This window comes from Candidatus Thiodictyon syntrophicum, from assembly GCF_002813775.1.
Lineage (GTDB): Bacteria > Pseudomonadota > Gammaproteobacteria > Chromatiales > Chromatiaceae > Thiodictyon > Thiodictyon syntrophicum.
In genome coordinates this window covers 2,354,378-2,372,900 of record NZ_CP020370.1, presented here as the reverse complement: position 1 = coordinate 2,372,900, position 18,523 = coordinate 2,354,378, and the positions used below count along the sequence as shown (strand labels likewise).

The 18,523-nt window shown below is 68.7% G+C and carries 9 protein-coding genes; 6 read left to right on the top strand and 3 right to left on the bottom strand.

Annotated elements, in window-relative coordinates; genetic code table 11:
• Positions 1–9: 9 nt before the first annotated feature.
• Genes THSYN_RS10035 through THSYN_RS10020 form a run of 3 tightly spaced genes read right to left on the bottom strand, consistent with a single transcriptional unit; the run spans position 10 to position 5,545 of the window.
• Positions 10–2,523: a hypothetical protein gene (locus tag THSYN_RS10035; RefSeq protein WP_157817570.1), complete on the bottom strand. Its 2,514-nt coding sequence runs from the start codon at positions 2,521–2,523 to the stop codon at positions 10–12.
• On the bottom strand, positions 2,520–4,919 hold the full coding sequence (locus tag THSYN_RS10025; protein WP_157817569.1) for an SUMF1/EgtB/PvdO family nonheme iron enzyme: 2,400 nt from the start codon (positions 4,917–4,919) through the stop codon (positions 2,520–2,522). Before THSYN_RS10025 ends, THSYN_RS10035 begins: the two co-directional genes overlap by 4 nt.
• Positions 4,904–5,545 (bottom strand): hypothetical protein, encoded by a 642-nt coding sequence (locus tag THSYN_RS10020; protein ID WP_100919016.1) that lies wholly within the window; start codon positions 5,543–5,545, stop codon positions 4,904–4,906. Before THSYN_RS10020 ends, THSYN_RS10025 begins: the two co-directional genes overlap by 16 nt.
• Before the next feature lie 469 nt (positions 5,546–6,014).
• Here THSYN_RS10020 and THSYN_RS10015 point away from each other — a divergent pair, with 469 nt between their 5' ends.
• From THSYN_RS10015 to THSYN_RS09995, 6 genes are all read left to right on the top strand, one after another.
• Positions 6,015–10,394 (top strand): substrate-binding domain-containing protein, encoded by a 4,380-nt coding sequence (locus THSYN_RS10015; RefSeq protein ID WP_157817568.1) that lies wholly within the window; start codon positions 6,015–6,017, stop codon positions 10,392–10,394.
• 121 nt (positions 10,395–10,515) lie between these two features.
• Positions 10,516–12,465, top strand: a complete 1,950-nt coding sequence (locus THSYN_RS33650) for a hypothetical protein (protein ID WP_157817567.1) — start codon at positions 10,516–10,518, stop codon at positions 12,463–12,465.
• Entirely contained in the window at positions 12,462–13,394 is a 933-nt protein-coding gene (locus tag THSYN_RS33645) for an AAA family ATPase (RefSeq protein ID WP_157817566.1), read from the top strand. Before THSYN_RS33650 ends, THSYN_RS33645 begins: the two co-directional genes overlap by 4 nt.
• A gap of 42 nt (positions 13,395–13,436) precedes the next feature.
• Positions 13,437–14,195, top strand: coding sequence for a hypothetical protein (locus THSYN_RS10005; RefSeq protein WP_100919014.1), 759 nt, complete (start codon positions 13,437–13,439; stop codon positions 14,193–14,195).
• Between the two features lie 316 nt (positions 14,196–14,511).
• Positions 14,512–16,944 (top strand): Ig-like domain-containing protein, encoded by a 2,433-nt coding sequence (locus THSYN_RS10000; RefSeq protein ID WP_157817565.1) that lies wholly within the window; start codon positions 14,512–14,514, stop codon positions 16,942–16,944.
• A gap of 118 nt (positions 16,945–17,062) precedes the next feature.
• Complete coding sequence (locus THSYN_RS09995; RefSeq protein ID WP_100919012.1) at positions 17,063–18,511, top strand: substrate-binding domain-containing protein; 1,449 nt, start codon at positions 17,063–17,065, stop codon at positions 18,509–18,511.
• Positions 18,512–18,523: the final 12 nt, after the last annotated feature.

Sequence of the window (18,523 nt, the reverse complement as noted above, 5' to 3'; positions counted from 1 at the left end):
TCACTGTGGTCAGTTGCGCGGTGCATGGGGCAACCGCTGCTCCAGGTATTGTTCGAGGTTCGACCCGTTCTCGGTCCCCAAGGTCAGACAGTCCGCATCCGCCACGCCGACCTGCTCCCGCCAGGGCGCACAGGGGTCGGCACCGCCAAGTCGCTGGGGCTGGTCGGTTGCGACGACGATGGACAGTCGCACGCCTTCCCGCTGCCATGCCAGGGGCGGTCCGAGCAGGCGTCGGTCAAGATTGCCCGCGCGGGCGGGGCCGACATACAGGATGGCCCCGACGGGGAGCTCCTGGCTCAACAGCCAAGTCTCGATCGTTTGCAGTTCCTGCAGCGGGTCCTGGCCGATGCCACCCAGGTCCGCGATCCGCTCGAGCCGCTCCCGGACCGCTCCGGGATCCAGTCGGCGCAGGTTGGAGAGGTCCGCGACGGGCGCGACGCTGCCGTTCGGTTCCAGGCGCAGCAGTATCAGGGGGCTCGGCGTCGGCGTGTCGGCGTCCAGCCGCGGGTTCAACAGTTCGCCCAAGGCGCGACCGACACGAAGCATGTTGTCCTTGCCAAAGTCTGCGGTCGCGGTCAGGACCACCAGCGTCCGTTTGCCGTCATCGACCAGCAGCGGCGGTTGGTCGAACCGGAGTACCTCTTGGTTGCCCGGTTTCACCAGAGTCCCGCCCGTAGTGCATCCGGAGACCAGTCCGCGCCGATCGGCGAACGCGATCGCACCCTGTTGCTGCAGATGGTAGCCCGCCAGCAGGTGCAATCCGTCCCGTGCCCCGGGATCGAAGGCGAAGGAGGCGCTCTGAAACTCACTGTCGTCGCGCTCGCACGCGGCGAGGTTCGGGTAGAGGCGGACCGATCGGCCATCGACGCGGTGGTCGGTGACCGCAACGGCCACGGGATAGCCGAGAAAGGCTTGATCGCGTGCGGTGTCGAACAATCGGGAGAGGTCGGCTATCGGTGTGACGATCTCCACGGTCTCGCGGTAGACGCCGCCACGGGGCGCATTCAGGTTCTTGGTGCTCAGGGTCGCGCGCAGATGGTCGGGCAGGGACTTGTCGCGCTCGCAGCCGAAGTCCGTCACCGATGGCAGCGGTGTCAGTCGTTTGAACGCCGTTGGGCAACAAGCGGACTCGTCCGCACCACGGCACAGCCGCATCTGAACGGCCGTGAAGCGGATGCTGTCCTGGTCCTGACTCTCGAACGCGAGAGTTGGCGCCTTCAACGCCTGTTCCGACTCCCACGTCGGTGCAGCAGGCGGGGTCGGCCGAATGAGGTCCTTAGCAAACCCGGGGCCCCAGCCCACCGTCACCGCGGGCGCCTCGAGTGCGCGGTCGAAGACGCAGGTGAACTGCCCGATCTGTGCCTGTTGGCAGCGGATGGCCTTGCCGTTCGCAGGTTTAACTTCCGGCACAACTGCGCTCGCGGCACCGCCGTGCCAGGCCGGGGGATAGTTCAGGCGAACGCGCACACAGGGTTCCGCCGCTGCAACGGGTTGCGATCCGAACAGCAGTCGCGTCAGTAGCCCAGGGTCAGTGAGCCGGAGCTGGAGTTGGCAAGGGAGATCGATACCCGCGGTCGCGCCAGTGACGTTTTGAACTGCCTGTTCGACGCTGTAAGGCGCGGTATGGACCCGCAGCAGGTCTGCGAGGGGCAGCGGCAATTTGACGTCTCGCTGCACGGGTGAGGGCTGACCGCGTAGCGCGAACCAGGCGTCCGGGATGGTCACGTCCGCGTTGACGGTCAACTGCTGCTCAGTCAGTTCCACCGTGGCGCCAGCCTCGGGTTGCCCGAACGCCTCGCTTTCGACGACGCCCCATTGAAACCCGTACCGCGGGGCCCGATCGCAGGCGGCGGCGATGCTGCTGGTTGGCGCCTCCCAGCTTGCGGTGCAGGCGCCGATGGCCGTCCCTTGCGCATCAAGCGGCACCAGTTTGAGGGCTGGGGCCACGGTGCCTTGGGGTATCCGCGAGGTCAGCCCGCCCGGCAACTTGACGCGGAACGCCAGCGGCGTCACTGGCCCCAGGGACCGGAGCAGCGCGGTGGGCAACGGTGGCTGTGTCGGCAACGGCTGATAAGGACCGAGGCCATTCAGCCAGGCAACCGGAAGCGGCGGCCAACCGGGCGGGGGTGGCGCAGCGACCGGGGCCATGCCTTGGAGCAGCCTGACCGGCAGCGGCGGCCACGCGAGCGGGGGCGGGCCAACCTGCGGCGCCATGCCTTGGAGTAGCTTGACCGGCAACGGCGGCCAGGGTGCCGGGGGCGTGCCCGCCACCGACGTCATGTCCCTGAGCAACCCCACCGGCAGCGGCGGCAGCCGGGCCGCAGATGGCGCGGGTACCGGACCCAAGCCTTGGATGAGCCCGACCGGCAGGGCCGGCATCAATGGGGCTGCGGCAGTGGGCCGCAACGACCCCAGCAGCGCGACCGGGAGCGGTGGTAGCCCCTGCGCGGCCGCCAACGGCGACGCAACGACCAGGCCAAGCCAGGCAGCGGCGATCGGTACCAACGCGCGGCGGCAACTCATGGCGCCTCCGGCGGCCTGACCAGCCGCAGACCCGCATCCAGGACCGGCACGGCCGGATCCGCCTCCTCGATCCAGCGCCGGTCGTGCATCTCCGATGGGCCGAGTGCCAGGACTTGCCCCCCTGCGGTGCGGTCCGCGGAAAACTCCCGCACCCGCCGCCGGAGGCTGACCTCAAGCGCCTGATCCCGGTTGGCAACGGCGTACAACAGCGCGGCCAGCCATTCGCGCACGCTTGGCAACCGGTAGTCCCGCCGGTGCTGGCGCTGCATGTATGCCAGGAAACCCTCGGCATCTCGGCTGGCGAGGGAGAAGACCGGCGAGTCGCTTGTGCCTTCCGCTTTCATCATTGCCTTCATCTGCTCCATCGTGCCGCGAACGAGTTGGGCCTGTTCTTGCTGACCCGGCGTGTGGTCCGCGTACTCGAAGTAGGCCCGTGCCGAAACTTCCTCCCGCTGGAGGCAGATGTCCTGCTCCAACACCACCGGAAAGCCGCCATCCGGGCCGCCCAGGTCGATGTCGGCCTGCGCGAAGGCGTCCAGGCCGCGCGCCAGTTCGCGGCCAGGATTGGCGGGCCGTGCGTATTGGCCTTTTGGAATCAGCACAAAGGCCGGCTCGCCGGGGGCGGATCGACAGGCCGTGGCCGATCCCGGCGGGGGTGCCGTGGGTCCGGCTGCGGGCGGCGGCAGTTGCACTGTGACCTGCGCCGTGTCGCCGCGATCGGCTTGGGTCAGGCGGTATTCCAGGACGGCCGCTGCGCCAGCTGCTGGGCCCGCGGTGTCGATCCGCAGCCGACCGTCCGGCGACAGGCTGGCCGCGACGCCCGTTGCTGAGCGGGTGAGCGTCAACCCGGGCGGCGGTGCCCCGGCCGCACGGTCGAAACGGTCGTTGGCCAGTACGTCGAAGGTGCGCGGCAAGCCGGTCGCCGCGTCGAACCGGTCGTCCACGGCCTCCAGGCCGATCGGCTCCCGCGGCTTTGGCAGGTCCGTCGGCGGGGGCGACCCGGAGGCGCCGCGACCGATCTGCACCTCGACCTGCGCCCACTCGGACATTTGCCCGTCGGACGTCAGGCGATAGCGGAAGCGATCCGCCTGCTCGACACCATAGGGCGCGATATAGCGCACCTGGCCGGGCACGTCCGTCTCCCGCAGCTCGCCGATCAGGCCCTCGCGGTCGAGTTCTACGGTCACCGCAGCGCGCGCGGGGGGCGCCGGTAATTCGTCGTTGGCGATCAGGTCGAGCGCCAGGCTGCCGTTGCGCGGCACGGCGAAGCGGTCTTCGCGCGCGTGCAGCGGGCGCGGCTCGACCCGCGCCCGGATCACGGCGGTGCTGGTGAGGCCGCCACCGGTCAGGCGATAGGGGATCGCACAGTCGCCCACCGCCGCCGTGGACGCCTGGAGCCGCGCCCGGGTTGCGCGCCCCGCGCCGACCGCTTCGGCCGACACGCCGCAGGCGTCCACTGGGCCCAGGCTGACACCTGGGTCGCCGGGCAGGCGGTCATTGGCCAGGAAATCGACCAACGCCTCCCCGCCGGCGGCCAGCGTCACCCGATCGTCGCGAGCCAGCAGCGGCGCGGCCAGCGAAACGGTCAACCACCAGAGCAGCAGCGCGACCGCCGGCACGAACAGGCCCAGTGCCGCCCAGACCCACGCTTTGAAATACAGGATGCGAATGTCGCCGACCACCGGGGGGGCATCGGCCAGGTCCAGTCGATAACGCAAGCGATGCAGCACCGGCGCACCGGCGGGGAGGTCGATCCTGATCGCCTGCGCCTCCCGCGCGACCTCGACCCGGACGCCGGTGTCCCCGTCCACGTCCGTTGCGACGCTGGCCTCGATCCCCGTGACCGCGGCCGGGGCGAGTTGGTTCGGCAGCAGCGGGTCGATCGCAAAGCTGCCGGGGCGCAACCGCAGCCGGTTGATCCGTCGCCCCTGGCGCGGCTCGGGCTCTGACCCGACGGGAGGGGGCACCGGCGACGGACTCGCCTCCTCGTCACGGGGCCAGGGGGCCGACGTGATCATTGGCGCGGTGTCGCCGTCGCGCCAGACCTCGAGCATCAGATCCCGGCCGGGATCGGTCGCGGTCAGCCACAGCAAGTCCGGGAGGTCCACCGCCAAACGGTCGCCGTCGCGTCGATGCGGGGCGGGAAAGGGCAATGGCGACTGCGCACGGCCCCCGTTCGGATCGAAATAGGTGCCGTCGTCCCGGCGCAGCGCGAACAGCGGCGCCGGGGGCAGCGCACCGACCCCGGCGAGGGTGAGCCTGACCGTCGCAGCATCCGGCTGGGAGACCGACAGCCGCGGACCCGGCTGGCCGGACCGGGCGGCGGTCTGCGCATCACCCGCACCGGTTGGCGCGACGTCGCCCTGGCGCCCCGTGGCGGTCAATTCCTCACCCATTGGAACGACTCGACGGTGTGTGCGAAACGCGAATAGTCCCGCGCATCGATCGGGAATCGCCGCGTCTCGTACGCGCGGACCAACGCCTCGCCGATGACCCGCGGCAGGTCCGGGCTGTCTGCCCCTTCGATGACCACGGCCAGGGCGACCGGCCGCTCGTAGACGCTTTGCTCACGCGGCACGGTATTGCCGACGCGGCGCCCGAGGTTCAACGTGCCGATCTTCGGCGCCTGCGTCAGATGGCGCATGGCCTGTGCGGCGAGGTTGTCCGAGCGCGCCTGCGCCCGGTTTTCCTCGGCCGCCACATCGCCCTCGTGGGAGGCCATGCCGACCGCGACGACCGGTCGGTTCTCACTCGCGCCGAGATGGGACATCAGCTCCGCGAGGGGGAGATCCCGTGCGGGCCTCGCCCCGATCTGGATACGATCCACGGCGGCTAACGACCAGCCGAAGGGGCCTGAGATGTGGCCCACCTGGACGCGCACGGGCTGACCGCGGCGATCGGTCGTGGCGAAATCCGTTACGTCCCAGTGGTAGACCCCGCCCGCGGGGACGCCACCCTCGCCGCGGGGGCCCTTCTCCGGGAGGGCCCGCCACGGGGGGGGCGCCAGGCGCAGGAGGTCCAAAGATATTGAAGTCGATGAATATCCCGATCTGCACTGGGGCCAGGGCTGGCCCCGTCCCCGGTGGATCTACACCAGGCGGCGGCCCGAAACCTCCGAACAAGACGCCGAGGACCCACAACAGCGCCGATACGAGCGCGCCCAGTGCCACGCCCTTATGCCACGGCTCCCGCAACTCGAACTCGAGTCCCAGCAGGCGCACGATCAGCGGGTCGGTGCGAGGTCTCCTGGAGCCGTCGTCCACCATCAATACCATCCTGCGAGCGCCGCGATTGATTAGTTGTCGATCCGTTGCGTAGATTATCCTTCATCGCCAGTACGGGCAAGGATACGGATCACGGCCTGTACCGCTGCCGGGCGGAGTCCTGTGGGACCGACCGGAGCGGGCCGCCCACTGGCACCATCGGTGCCGATCGGAACCTGCGAAGGCGCCCACGAACCGCAACGCCAGCCGAGCGGGAGGTCCCTGCCGATGTCTGCACCTTTGTTCCACTTGCTGTCTGGCGCTCACGGGGTGTCTGGCGGGGAAGCCGATGCCGTCGGACCCGACGACCTGCCGCTGCTCCCGCTGGCGCCGTTCATCGCGTCGCTTCAGTCCATCGGCATCCTGGCCGGCCCGCTGGAGCACCGGCGGATCGCACTCGCGTTGCGCACCGCGCCGGATTGGTCGGCGGACCGCCTGCGCAGGGTCCTGGCCGGGCTGCTGGTGCGCGACCCGGAGCAGTTATCGGAGTACGAACGGTTGTTCGACGCCTTCTTCGGCGCCGCTGCCGGGGCGGCGGCGAACCCCGAGCAGCGCGACCGGGTCTTGACCCGCATCCGCGCATTGCGCGAGGGCGCTGCGGCTCGGACATCGACCCCCGCTGACCCGAGGGCGAACGACCGGACAGATCCCGTCCGGCCGCCCGCTCCATTGCCCCGGTCCCGGCGGCGCTGGGTCCGGCTCGCGGCAGTGCTGCTCCTGTTGGTCGCGGCGGCAGTGCTGACAGGGGATTCGCACTCGCCACTGGTGCCTGAACCCGTAACCGGCCCCGGGCTGTCGGGCGGCGGCGTTACAGGTCCTGCTAAACCGGTGACGACCCAGCCCACCGAGCCCGGGCCCGGACCCGCACTGCCGCCGACCGTCGCGACCCGGGTCTATGCCGGCATGCCCAGGTTCGGTCCGCACGAGTCCATCGCGGGGGAACCCCGGGCGACCTGGGCGCCCGCGCTCGCCATCGCCGGCGGCCTGCTCGCGCTCGCCGGCCTGCTCCAGGGGGTCCGCTGGTGGCTCGCCCGAGCGCCGCGCCCGACGCCCATCCCATGGCGGGACGACGCCGGTCCGCGGCACTTCGACCCCGGCCGCATCGGCGGGCCGCCACCCCCACGGCTTGCGCCGGCGGTGCTCGATGAACTGGCCGACGCCCTGGGTCATTTCCAGGAACCGGTGGCCGGCCGGGACCTGGACGCCGCCGCCTCGGTCGCGGCAACCGTCGCCCAGGGGGGCTTGGCGATGCCGCGCTTCCGGCCCCGGCGGCACGCCCGGCGCGTGCTGGTCCTGGACGACCTGCGCACCGAGGCCCGCGCCTGGTGCCCGCTTGCGGCCGAGCTGGCCGACGGGCTGGCGCGGCGCGGCCTCGAGGTCAAGTATGGACGCTTCGAGGCAAGCCTGACCCGGTTCCGGACCCCGGACGGCCATGAGCACCACCTGACGGACCTGGACGACGAGCGCGAAAGCTACCTCGTCCTGGTGGTCAGCGATGGCCGCGGGTTGGTCCGCCGGCGGCCGGACCCGGGGTTGGAAACCCTGGTGCGCTGGCCCCGCGTCGCCTGGCTGGACCCGCGGGAGCCGCGCGCGGGGGATGCGGGTAACCGGCGGATCGCCGCCCTGGGTTTCCCGCGCTACCCGGCGAGCGACGCGGGTCTGCGGGCGGTCGTGCGCGGACTCTTGACCGAGCGTGCCGCGACACCGAACCGCCACGCGGCCCCGGCCCGAGCCGCGGTGCCGGCCAGCGGTGCCACCCTCGCGCGGCGCCTGGAGTGGCTGCTGGGCGATGCCCTGGGCTGGGCGGAAACGGTTGCGCTGGTGCCGCCCCCGGTGTCCCTGGGCCTGGCGGAGCGGTTGCGTCGGCACTTCCTCCCCGCGCTGCCGGCAGAGCGGCTGGCACGGCTCATGGCCCTGCCGGACAGCCTCCTGACCGCGGCGGGGCTCCAGCTCGCGGCGCCGGTGCGGGCGACCCTGCGCACGGGTTTCGAGCGCCGCTGGTCCAGCGACCAGCGCCGTCAGGTGCATGATTTTCTGTACCGGCAGTTCAGGGCGGAGGAGCCCAAGCCCCCGGACTGCCTCGCGCACCTGGGTTGGGAACGGCGTTACCGCTGGCTGCAGCTCTACGATCCGGACCCAAAGCAGCGCACCGAGGCACTGGCCCGGCTGCACGCGCTGACCGCAACCCCGCTCGGCGGCGCCGTGCGCGCGGACGCGGCACTCGCGGCCGAGCTCGCGGTGCTGCCGGTGCTCGGGGGCCGCCGCGACGCGGCCCGCTGGCGCGACCTGCTGCCGGCCCAGGCGCGGGCCATCGCGGGCGAGGACCCGCTGCGCCGCGTCCTAGGCCGCGCCGCCGCCGCGCTCGCACTGGCCGGTTGCCTGTTGCTCGGCTGGACCGGTTGGTCTGTGAGCCGTCCGCCGACGGAGCACTACTTGCTCGTCACGGACCAAGGCACGCCCGGGGTGCCGCTGCGCCTCGCGCAGCCCGTCGCGGGCGACGACTGGCAGCCAGTCGGCCCACTCCAGACCTCCGCCAGGGCGCGCTGGGACCTGGTCCCCGAGCGGACCTACCGGCTCTCGCTGGCCTGGAACGGAACCATCGACTCGGCCACCCGGGAGGCCGACTTCAAGGCCAGCACCGGCGGCGGCCGACGATCGCTGCACGACCCCGTAGTGCTCGACAAGCCCTGCCAGGAACGGCTGACACCGCACCTGGTGCGCCGGCGCTGCCCGCCCGACTGGCCGGACGACACCCGCACCCCCTGGCAACCGGACTACCGGGGTCCGGTCGCCGAGGACGACCGCGACGCCATCCTCGTGGTCGGCCTCGCGCTCCAGGACCCGCGCGCACCGGCCATCGCCGACACCCGGCTGCTGATGAAGGCGTTGCTGAACAACCGTTCCGTCGACTGGTTCTACGAGATCGCCGAGGCCATCCCGGCGGTCCGCGACGGTCAGGGGCCGCTGCCGGTCACGCGCGACCTGGCCGGCGAGTGGGAGGCGATCCTGGCCGATCTCGCACCCTGGGGCGACCGCACCCAACTGGCCTGGTGGCAGCACGGCGAGGGGTTGCCGACGGCCAACCCGACAGCCGACCCGACGGCCCCGGCACGGGATCGGTTCCAGCGCATCGATCGCATTCTGCCCGCTGCCGGCGATACCTGGGCGGGACTCGCCGGGCGGGCGTTGCTCGCGCTCGAACCGCTGCGCGTCGCGGCGCTGTCGGCAGCACCGACCGGGCCCCGGGTGCCGGAGCTGCGGCTGGCCGGCTCCAACACCATCGGGGCGCGCCTGGCGCCGCGACTGGTCGAGGCCTACCTGGAGGAGCTGGGCGCGCGCTTCGGACCCTGGCAGAGCGTTCAGGAGCCGGTGGAAGTCGGGGGTCAGGTGCGGCAGGAACAGTCCCGGCTACTTGAAGTCACCAGCGCGCCCCCCGGCGTGCCGGTGCCGAGTCGCATCCTTGTCCGTCCCTACGGTTCGTCGACGGCGTTTCGGGCGCTGGCCGCGGGCCAGGCGGAGATCGGCATGGCTTCACGGCCGGTCAAAGCCGAAGAAGTAGTACAGCTAGCCGAGATCGGCGATATGACCAGCGACCGGAACGAACACATCATCGCGCTGGACGCCATAGCTGTCATCGTGCATCCCGGCAACCGGGTAGCGAGCCTGACCCTGGATCAGCTCAAACGCATCTTTGCCTGCGAGATCACTGACTGGTCCCAGGTGGGCGGCAGCGGAGGACCGATCCAGGTCTATGCCCGCGACGCCAAGTCCGGCACCTACGACACCTTCAAGTCTCTCGTGCTGGCGACATCCGAGCCCAGGTCCGAACTCTGCTCGAATGCGCGCCGCTACGAGGACAGCGCCCGACTGGTCAGCGACGTACGCGGCGACCCCAACGGGATCGGCTTTGTGAGCGCGGCCTATGTCGGCGAGGCTGGCACCGGCGCCAAGGCACTCAAGCTCGACGAGGGTTGGATCAGCGTGGGTCCGAGCGTCTTTGCCGTGAAGACCGAGGAGTATCCGCTGTCGCGGCGGCTGTTCTTCTACACCCCGGACCGGCAGAGCGACTTCGTGCAGGGCTTTATCCGCTTCGCAAAGAGCGATGCCGGTCAGCTTATAGTGTCCGCCGGCGGCTTCTCCGACCTGCGTATCGGTGACAGCGGCTCGCAAGAGGCCTTCAAACACCGGCTCTCGACAACGTGCGCCGTCTCGATCGACGCGCAGGACCCAAAGAGACTCGGCGGGCTCATCCGGGATACCCAGGGCGCCGACCGACTATCCATAACCTTCCGCTTCAGGACCGGTAGTCTGGACCTCGACAACCGGGCCGCGGATGACCTCGACCGGGTGGTCGCGTTTCTACAGCAGCCGGAGAACCAGGGTCGGCAACTGCTGCTGCTCGGGTTCGCGGATTCCAAAGGTCCCTATCAGGCCAACTGCAACCTGTCCCAGATCCGTGCCGACAAGGTTGCGGCCCGCCTCCGCGCCCTCGGCATCCAACCCGCGCTGGTACGCGGCTATTGCGAGGAGGCGCCGGTCGCCTGCGATGACCCGAGCCAACGCGACGGCAACCCGAAGAACCGCCGCGTCGAGGTCTGGCTGCGTTGATGTGCTCGCCACCGTCGCCCGCCCGGGCCTTGCCCGCGCGTCGGGGAACGAACAGAATGAGTGCGGGAGTCGCGGCCGGGCCCGTGACGCGCCCGCGGGTTACCGGACAACAGGGGGAATCATGGGTCAACTCTGGCTGCACTGTGAGCGCAAGGGCGACGGTGGGTATCGGGTCATGGTGCAGGCGGGGCCGCAATGGCCGGCCGTGGCGATCGACCCGGTGCCTATCGGCCCGGACGCGGAGATCAGCCTCGGGGGCCGCACCCTGGCACTCGCTGCGGTGCTCGACGCCCTCGGCGCCTTCGACCTGGGGTTTCTGGAGGCCCATCTCGACGAGCGTGGCCAGTTGGACCTCGGCCGTCATCTGTATCGGGGAACCCTCGCGCACTGGGTGGAGGGTGGCCGTCCGCTGCCGGACGACGCGGACCGGCGCCTGCGCGTGCGTTATGCTGCCGACGACGACCACGCCATCGCGCTGCCCTGGGTGTTGCTCGCCGATGATCGGGGCTATCTCGCCGCCCGCGGCTGGTCGGTGGAGTTGTGCGGCCCGGGGACCGACGATGAGGTACAACTGCCGCCGTCGCCGCGGCTGCTGATCGCCGCGCCGCGGCCGGGGAGCGCGGGGGAGACCCAGCGGGAGGACCATCTGCGGGACCTGGAGGCGCTGCTGTCCGCCGCGGACCCCGGTTGGACCCTGGGGCACAAGCTGCAGGTGGTACACACGCTCGCCGCGCTTCAAGCGGCACTGCGTGTGCAACATTACCCCGCCTTCTATTTCTACGGTCATGGCGCCGGCAGTCGACGCCGCTCCCGGTTGGTGTTCGAGGATGAGCAGGGGGGCGCCGTCCAGGTGCCCATGGAAGACCTGGCGCAGATTCTCGCCGGGGCCCAGGGCGGACCGCCCCGGCTCGCGTACATCAACTGCTGTAAGGGCGATGCCGGCGCCGCACTCGGCGTCGGCGCTGCGCTGGGGCGCACCATCCCGGCGGTCATCACGAATCGCACGACGGCCTATGTGACGGCCGCGCGCGCCCAGGCCCTGGCCCTCTGGGAGTCGCTGCTGCTTGCCGGCGAGCCGCCCCACCGCGCGCTGGCCGACATCTATAATCGGCTGCCGGAACTGGGCCTGAGCTTCGGCAACGAGCGCTGGCTGAACCCCGTACTGCACGCCCGGTATGACCGCTGGCACGCCCAACCCCCAGGCCCGGACAGCGAGCTCGACCGCAAAGACCCGCACTGGCGGCTCAAGCTCGATCGGCGTCGGCAGATCGCCCAGGCGACCTTCGACGTGAAGGCGATGTTGCATGACCAAGCCCCCCGCTGCCTGTTCTATTGCTGGTACGGCAGTCGCGGCCAGGGGGTCGGTCTGTTCCAGCGTCGGCTGACCCACGAGCTGGAACAGGAGCACGGCGCCGGCTGTGTATGGCCCGTCACGCCGCTGTGGCCCGATCACTGGGCCGGCGACGACCCCTTTGCCGGAATGCTCGCCGCGGCACTGCACCTGCGGCACCTCGACCAACTGCCGGCGCAGGTGCGCGCGCAGATCCGTGCGCCGGCGGGTCGGCCGCGCCTGCTGTACCTGCGCCACACGCCGATCGATCCGGACGGGCTGCCGGACCTGGACACCCTGGCGCGCTACTTCGAATGGTGCGACCGGGAGCTGGTGCCGCTGCTGGCGCGGGCGTCGGCCTTTGCCGTCGTCGCGGTGCCGAAACTGCTGGCGCCGGACCGCCGTGGCCGCACCGACGCGGGGTTTCCGGCCGCGATGCAGGCAGCGATCGACCGCCATCCGCCCGGGCAGTCCATCGCCCATCTGCTGGAGGGGCTGGAGGCGGTGGACAAACGCGATCTGAAGGATTTTCTGGTGCGGCTCAAGATCGGGTTTCCGCCGGGCCGCCTGGACCCCGCGCTGGACGACATCCTGCGGCGCACCGGCGGACGCTTCGAGGACACCCTGGACGCACTGGAGGAGGCCGTCGCGCGGCGCTCCGCGGTTCCGGCGGCGGACGCCGGCCCATCCACCCATCCGGCCGCTGCCGGCCAAGGTCCCGATCGGGGAGTCCCCCAATGACCTATCGCTTCGACTTGTTGGAGGGCGATTCGACCCCGCCCGCCGGGCCGCTGCCCGACCTCGCGGCGCGGCCCTTTATCGCCTGGCGCGGCTCCTTCGCCGACGATGCGCGCCATTTCGTCCCCGGCCGGGAGTTGACGGACGCCATGCAGACCGCCATCGCGCTGGGCGACCCGCTGTTGCTCACCGGGGAGCCCGGCACCGGCAAGACCCAGGCCGCCTATTGGGCGGCCTGGCGCCTGGGCATCGGGGAGGTGCTGCACTTTCAGGTGAAATCCGACAGCACGGCGCGCGACCTGCTGTACCGCTTCGATGCGGTGCGCTATTTCCACGAGGCCAATCTGCGCCGCGACCGGCCGCTGCCGGCCAAGCGGCAGTTCATCGACAAGCGCGAGCTGTGGCAGGCCTTCGACAGCGGGCATCCGCGGCTGGTGCTGATCGACGAGATCGACAAGGCGCCGCGGGACTTTCCGAACGACCTGTTGCTGGAGCTGGACCGCATGCGCTTTCAGGTCGCCGAGACCGGCGCCTGGATCGCGGCCGCGCCAGCCAATCGCCCTATCCTGTTCATTACCTCCAACAGCGAGCGGCGCCTGCCGGAGCCCTTCCTGCGTCGCTGCGTCTATCACCACATCCGCTTCGACGCGAAACATCTGAATGCCGTGATCAACGCCCGGCGCGACGAGTTCGCCGCGCTGCCCGATGCCCTGCTGACCCAGGCGGTGGAGCGCTTTCTAAGCCTGCGCGACTGTCCGTTGCGCAGACTTCCGGCCACCGGCGAGTGCCTCGTCTGGTTGCGCGTGATGGCCCTGGCGGCGGGGCGGCTGCCGTCGGTACTGGCCGAGGACTTGAGCAAACTGCCGTTCATCGAGACCCTGGTCAAGGACCACGAGGATCGGCAAGTGCTGAGCGGCGGACGCGGGTTATGATTGCCGCAATCGATGGTTTTTCACCACGGGGGAGATGAACGCATGAGCGATGGGGGCCGTGACAGCGGCATGGGTAAGAACTGGACCGTCGTCGCGCTCAGCCTGCTGGGCACCGTTTGCGGCAATATCCTGCTGAATCTGATCAGCAGCGGCATCTATGACTTCGCAATCCCAAGTTTGTCCTGGACGCCGGTGCCCGAACTCGCACTGGTCTACAAGCAGGGTGATCGCAGCCATTGGATCCATTGCGGCGACGACAAGGGCCTGACGACGAAGCCGCGCCATGTGCTCACCTGGCACATAGAGAATCCGGGGCGCGAGGCCCTGAGCTTTCAGTCCGGCGAGCGGCAGGTGTCTATCCCGATCCCGCCGGACTTGCTGGAGCGGGTCGCCGATGTGCGGCTTGAGCCAAGCCCGCGGTCGCCCGGCGCGCGCGTCCAGGACCCCTGGCCGGTCGGGGCGGAGACCATCGACATCCGCGGCCTGGCCCGCCTGGAGCCAGGCCAGTTTATCGGCCTGACGGTGGTCCTGGAGGACGCCGACGCCAGCGTGCTGACGCCCGAGAGCCTGGCGCAATGGCGCCTGACCCTGCCCAATGACCAGATGCGAACCCGCACCGATACCAGCCTGGCCCGCCGGGAGCCGACGCAAGTCGGGCAACCCTGGGGCCAGTTCCTAGCCGGTACGCTTCTGAGTTATGTCATCGGCTTCGGCGCCGCTTGGTGGGTCTGGGCGCCCCGCGCCCAGGGGCGCCGAGGCCCCCGAGGCTGGTGGCGGCGTGTTCGGCGCTGGCTGGACTGACCGCGTGGGCCAGACGTGCGCCCGATCGCCCGGTGTGGCGGCCAGCCGCGCCCCGGTGCCCGGGAACAAAGTAACCGCATACCCCAAGTGCGGTGCATGGAGACGCGGACGGCAACGCGGGCTTGGCTCTGTGCGATAGTTGGGGTTACACTCCGGGGAAATAGATAGCCTCCATCCCGGCCCGGCGGGCGCGCGGCGCGCCCAATGCCCGGCCGGACGCACAACGGCTGGACTTCGGGACGATACGGCAGTGGCATTATTACTGAAGTGTTACAAGGCCCGCTCGTCCAGCGACGGGGGGAGCCGCATTGTCGCAGTGGAGACGGCCGACTTAGCGGTGCGCCTGCCCGACGAGATCCAGTATGCCGCATGCAAGGTCCCAGATCCGGACTCGGACCGCTGGTATGACACCGTTCCGGAATCGGACTGGAAGACCGCCGTTACGCTCCGTTGTGAGCAGTCCGGCCTCAGCGGCTGGCAAGTTGATGAAGAACGCTTCCAGCCCGGTGACGACGTCCGCTTTGCGCTACGCGACCCGGCGCAACCCGATGGCAAACTGCCGGGAATCGGTCGCGGGCTTGAGTTGGACAAATCCTGGCGCCCGCAGAGCCTGCTCGACCTGTGGCCGTGCGCGGACGAGACCAGCGGCGGCGGCGGCATTCATTGGCGTACCTTGTTGGCCGTTTTCGCCAGCCTGGCGGTTATGGCAATCGTTCTGTGGGTGTTCTTCGGCGATAAGGGCGATAAGAAGTTGACGGCCGTAGCAATTTCATTCGAGGTTCATCCCGGTCAGGCGGTTCTGCTGGATTTCGACACCGACGGGAGGGTGACGGGCACACGGGGACGACCATTCAAGGTCAGCCCGGTTCGCGAACCGTCGCTCGGGAGAGTCGTCGTCGTCAGTGACCGGGTTCTTCAATACACTGCCCCAGAGGGTAAGGATGGCCCCGACAGCTTCGCGTATCGGGTTACTATAAACGGCAATGGCACCGCGCCGGAGAGCGTAACGGCACAAGTCGATGTATCGATCGTCAATCGTCCCCCGACAGTTAAAGATTCATACCGGCACAAACCGATTGCGACAAATGAGCAGCCTAAATTCGACCTCTCTGAGGTCGTCCGGGACGATGACATCAAACCTGGCAAAGGGGCGCAACTGGAACTGGTTAACTGTAAGCCGAACGAATTCGGAGAAATCAAGCTGCTCGGGGGTTTGAACGCGCAGTTCCTTCCCAGCGGACGGCCCGGCAAGAACGTCCTGATGGACTGCCAGGTGAAGGATCCGGTAGGGGCTATGGCTGACGTCCCGCTGATATTCGACGTGGTGCCGCCGCCGGTCAGCACGCTGCCCCCGATCGGCCCTGTCCGGGTCCTCGTTGGTGCCGAGCAACGCATCGAGCCTGGGCAGTTGCTCCGTAGGGCGGGGCATCCCGAACTGACCAGACTCACCGACGTTGCCGTCAACTCACCGGATCACGGCAGCGCCCGGTTGGATGGCGGTGAGATACTCTACACGGCCCCTCTCGACTTCAGCGGGACCGCAAGCTTCTCCTATCGAGCAACGGACCAGGATGGACAGCACCGCAGCGGCACCGTGGAAGTTCAGATCGACAACCAGCCGCCGGTGCTCAAACCCATAGAGATCCAGACGGTCGTGGGCCAGCCAGTCACGGTGGATGTCACCGCCTATGTGCAGGATGCCGACCGCGCCCGCGGGCAGGGCTGGACCCTGACGGTGCCGCCGGACCCGCGCTTTGCGGTGAGCGGCAAGTCGATCATTTTTACGCCGGGGCAAGGCGATACGCAGGTGGAGTGGCCCTATCGGATCACGGATCAGGCCGGCACCACGGCCGAGGGGCGCATCCTGGTGCGCCTCGAGCCGCCCAAAGACACCCGGTTCCCGGACGCAAGCGTGCCTGACCCGATCCGCGTCGGCGAAACCCGGCGCCTCGACCTCGCCGAAATTGTCAACGGTTGGGGACCGACCTGGCGGTTGGCCAGCGTGGGGACCGCCAGCATCGGGGTACCGAGACGCGTTGACGATCACACGGTTGAGATCCTGGCGCCGGTGGACCGCTACGGAAGCACAGCGTTTAGCTTTACTGCCACCGACGCTCAGGGGCGGTCGGGCACTGGGCGGATCAGCCTGACCGTAGTCAACCAGCCGCCGACGGCCCGGGACGCCCGGATCTCCGGGGCAGCGAACAAGCCGATCGAGATCGATCTCGCCGGGTTTGTTTCAGACCCCGATGCCGCACAAGGCCAGGGATTGCGGTCCAAGCTAGTCCGTGAACCCTCGTTTGGGCACATCAACCTGTCCAATGGCCGTCTGCTGACGTTCGACCCCGAGGGTAAGAGCGGCGTGGCGACCGCTTGGTATCGCGTCACTGACGATGCCAAGGCTTCGAGCGCGGATCATCGGATCGATATCGATATCGGGGCCGACGACACCCCGCCCTCTCCCGAATGGGCAACAATTCTTCAGGAAATCGGACAGTTGATCCGCAAGGGAGAATTCGCGAATGCGCAATTGCGTTGTCGCGAAGCGGCATCCAGTGGGGACTTTAGAGTGGCCCAAATGTGTGGCGGTGCTTTCTCGCGGCTGCCTGATCGAGAACTTTCAAGGAAAGCAAGCACGAAGTTCGCCCGCGAAATGTTTGACCTTGCTGCGACCCGTTCCGCCGATACCCAGATCCGCACCGACGCGCGTAAGGCCGCGGAGCAGCTACAGCCCGATTCCGCGCCGTAATTTATCTTGATGCAGCCGTATTTTTTCGAGATGCATGGTGACGAAGGTCGCTGTTGCGTCGCGGATAGAACGTGCTGGCCTAATTGACAACCGGTGAACGAGAAAACGAGGTCACACCATGGCGTTGCTCGGCAGGTTTGCGATTGTGCTCGGCTTTGTGATGATCTGCGGTCCCGTGATCGCCGATACGCCGGCGGGGCCCGAAGTGCGGTTCCACGGCTCAAATACGGTCGGGGCAAGACTGGCTCCACGGCTGATCGAGGCCTATCTGAAACAGCGTGATGCAAATGCAAGCTTCAGCGGGTGGCAGCGCTTTTCGGAGCCAGTGGAGGTCGACGGTCAGACAAAACAAGAAAGCTATCAGGTGCTTGACGTCACCAGTCGTGACTCGGGCCTACCCAGTCGGATTTACGTGCGTCCCTACGGCTCGAAGACGGCCTTCGATGCCCTGGGCGCGCATAATGCCGAGGTCGGCATGGCTTCGCGGCCGGTCAAAGCCGAAGAATTACTCAAGCTCGCCGCGATCGGTGATATGACCAGCGACCGGAACGAGCACATCATCGCGCTGGACGGCATTGCCGTGATCGTAAATCCAGACAACCGGGTATCGAGCCTGACCATGGATCAGGTCAAGCGCATCTTCGCCTGCGAGATCACGGACTGGTCCCAGGTGGGCGGCAGCGGCGGACGCATCCAGACCTATGCCCGCGACGCCAACTCCGGCACCTACGACACCTTCAAATCCCTCGTGCTGGAAACATCCGAGCTTTGCGACAATGCGCGCCGCTACGAGGACAGCACCCAGCTCGTCGGCGATGTACGCGGCGATCCGAACGGCATCGGTTTCGTGGGCATGGCCTATGTCGGCGAGGGTAGCAAAGGCGCCAAGGCACTCAAGCTCGACGAGGGTTGGATCAGCGTCGGTGCGAGCGACTTTTCCGTCAAGACCGAGGAATACCCGCTGTCGCGTCGGCTGTACTTTTACACGCCGGACAACACCAGCGAGTTCGTGCGCGGCTTCATTAGGTTCGTAAAGAGCGAGGAGGGCCAGCGGGTGGTCAGCACCGCGGCCAGCGGAGATGACGCCGATAGGTACGTCGACCTCAACGTCGGCGACAGCGGCTCGAAGGAGGCCAAGGAGCACCGGCTTGCGACCTGCCGCGCCGCCGCGATCGAGGTGCAGGACCCGAAGATCCTGGGCGAGTTGATCCGGGACACCCAGGGGGCGGATCGACTGTCCGTGACCTTTCGTTTTGAAACTGCGAAGGACAACCTCGAAAACCGGGCGCGGGATGACCTGACTCGCTTGGTCGACTTCATGAAGCAGCCGGAGAACAGCGGACGCGCGCTGCTGCTGCTCGGCTTTGCCGACAACAAGGGAGATTACAAGGCGAACTGTGGGTTATCTCAGAAACGTGCGGACACGGTGGCCAGCGCGCTGCGCGGGCAGGTGCCCAGCCCCGCCCTGGTCCGCGGCTATTGCGAAGAGGCACCGGTGGCCTGGGACGATCCCAACCAGAAGGAAGGCAACCCCAAGAACCGCCGCGTCGAGGCGTGGCTGCGCTGAACCGTCGGGCAG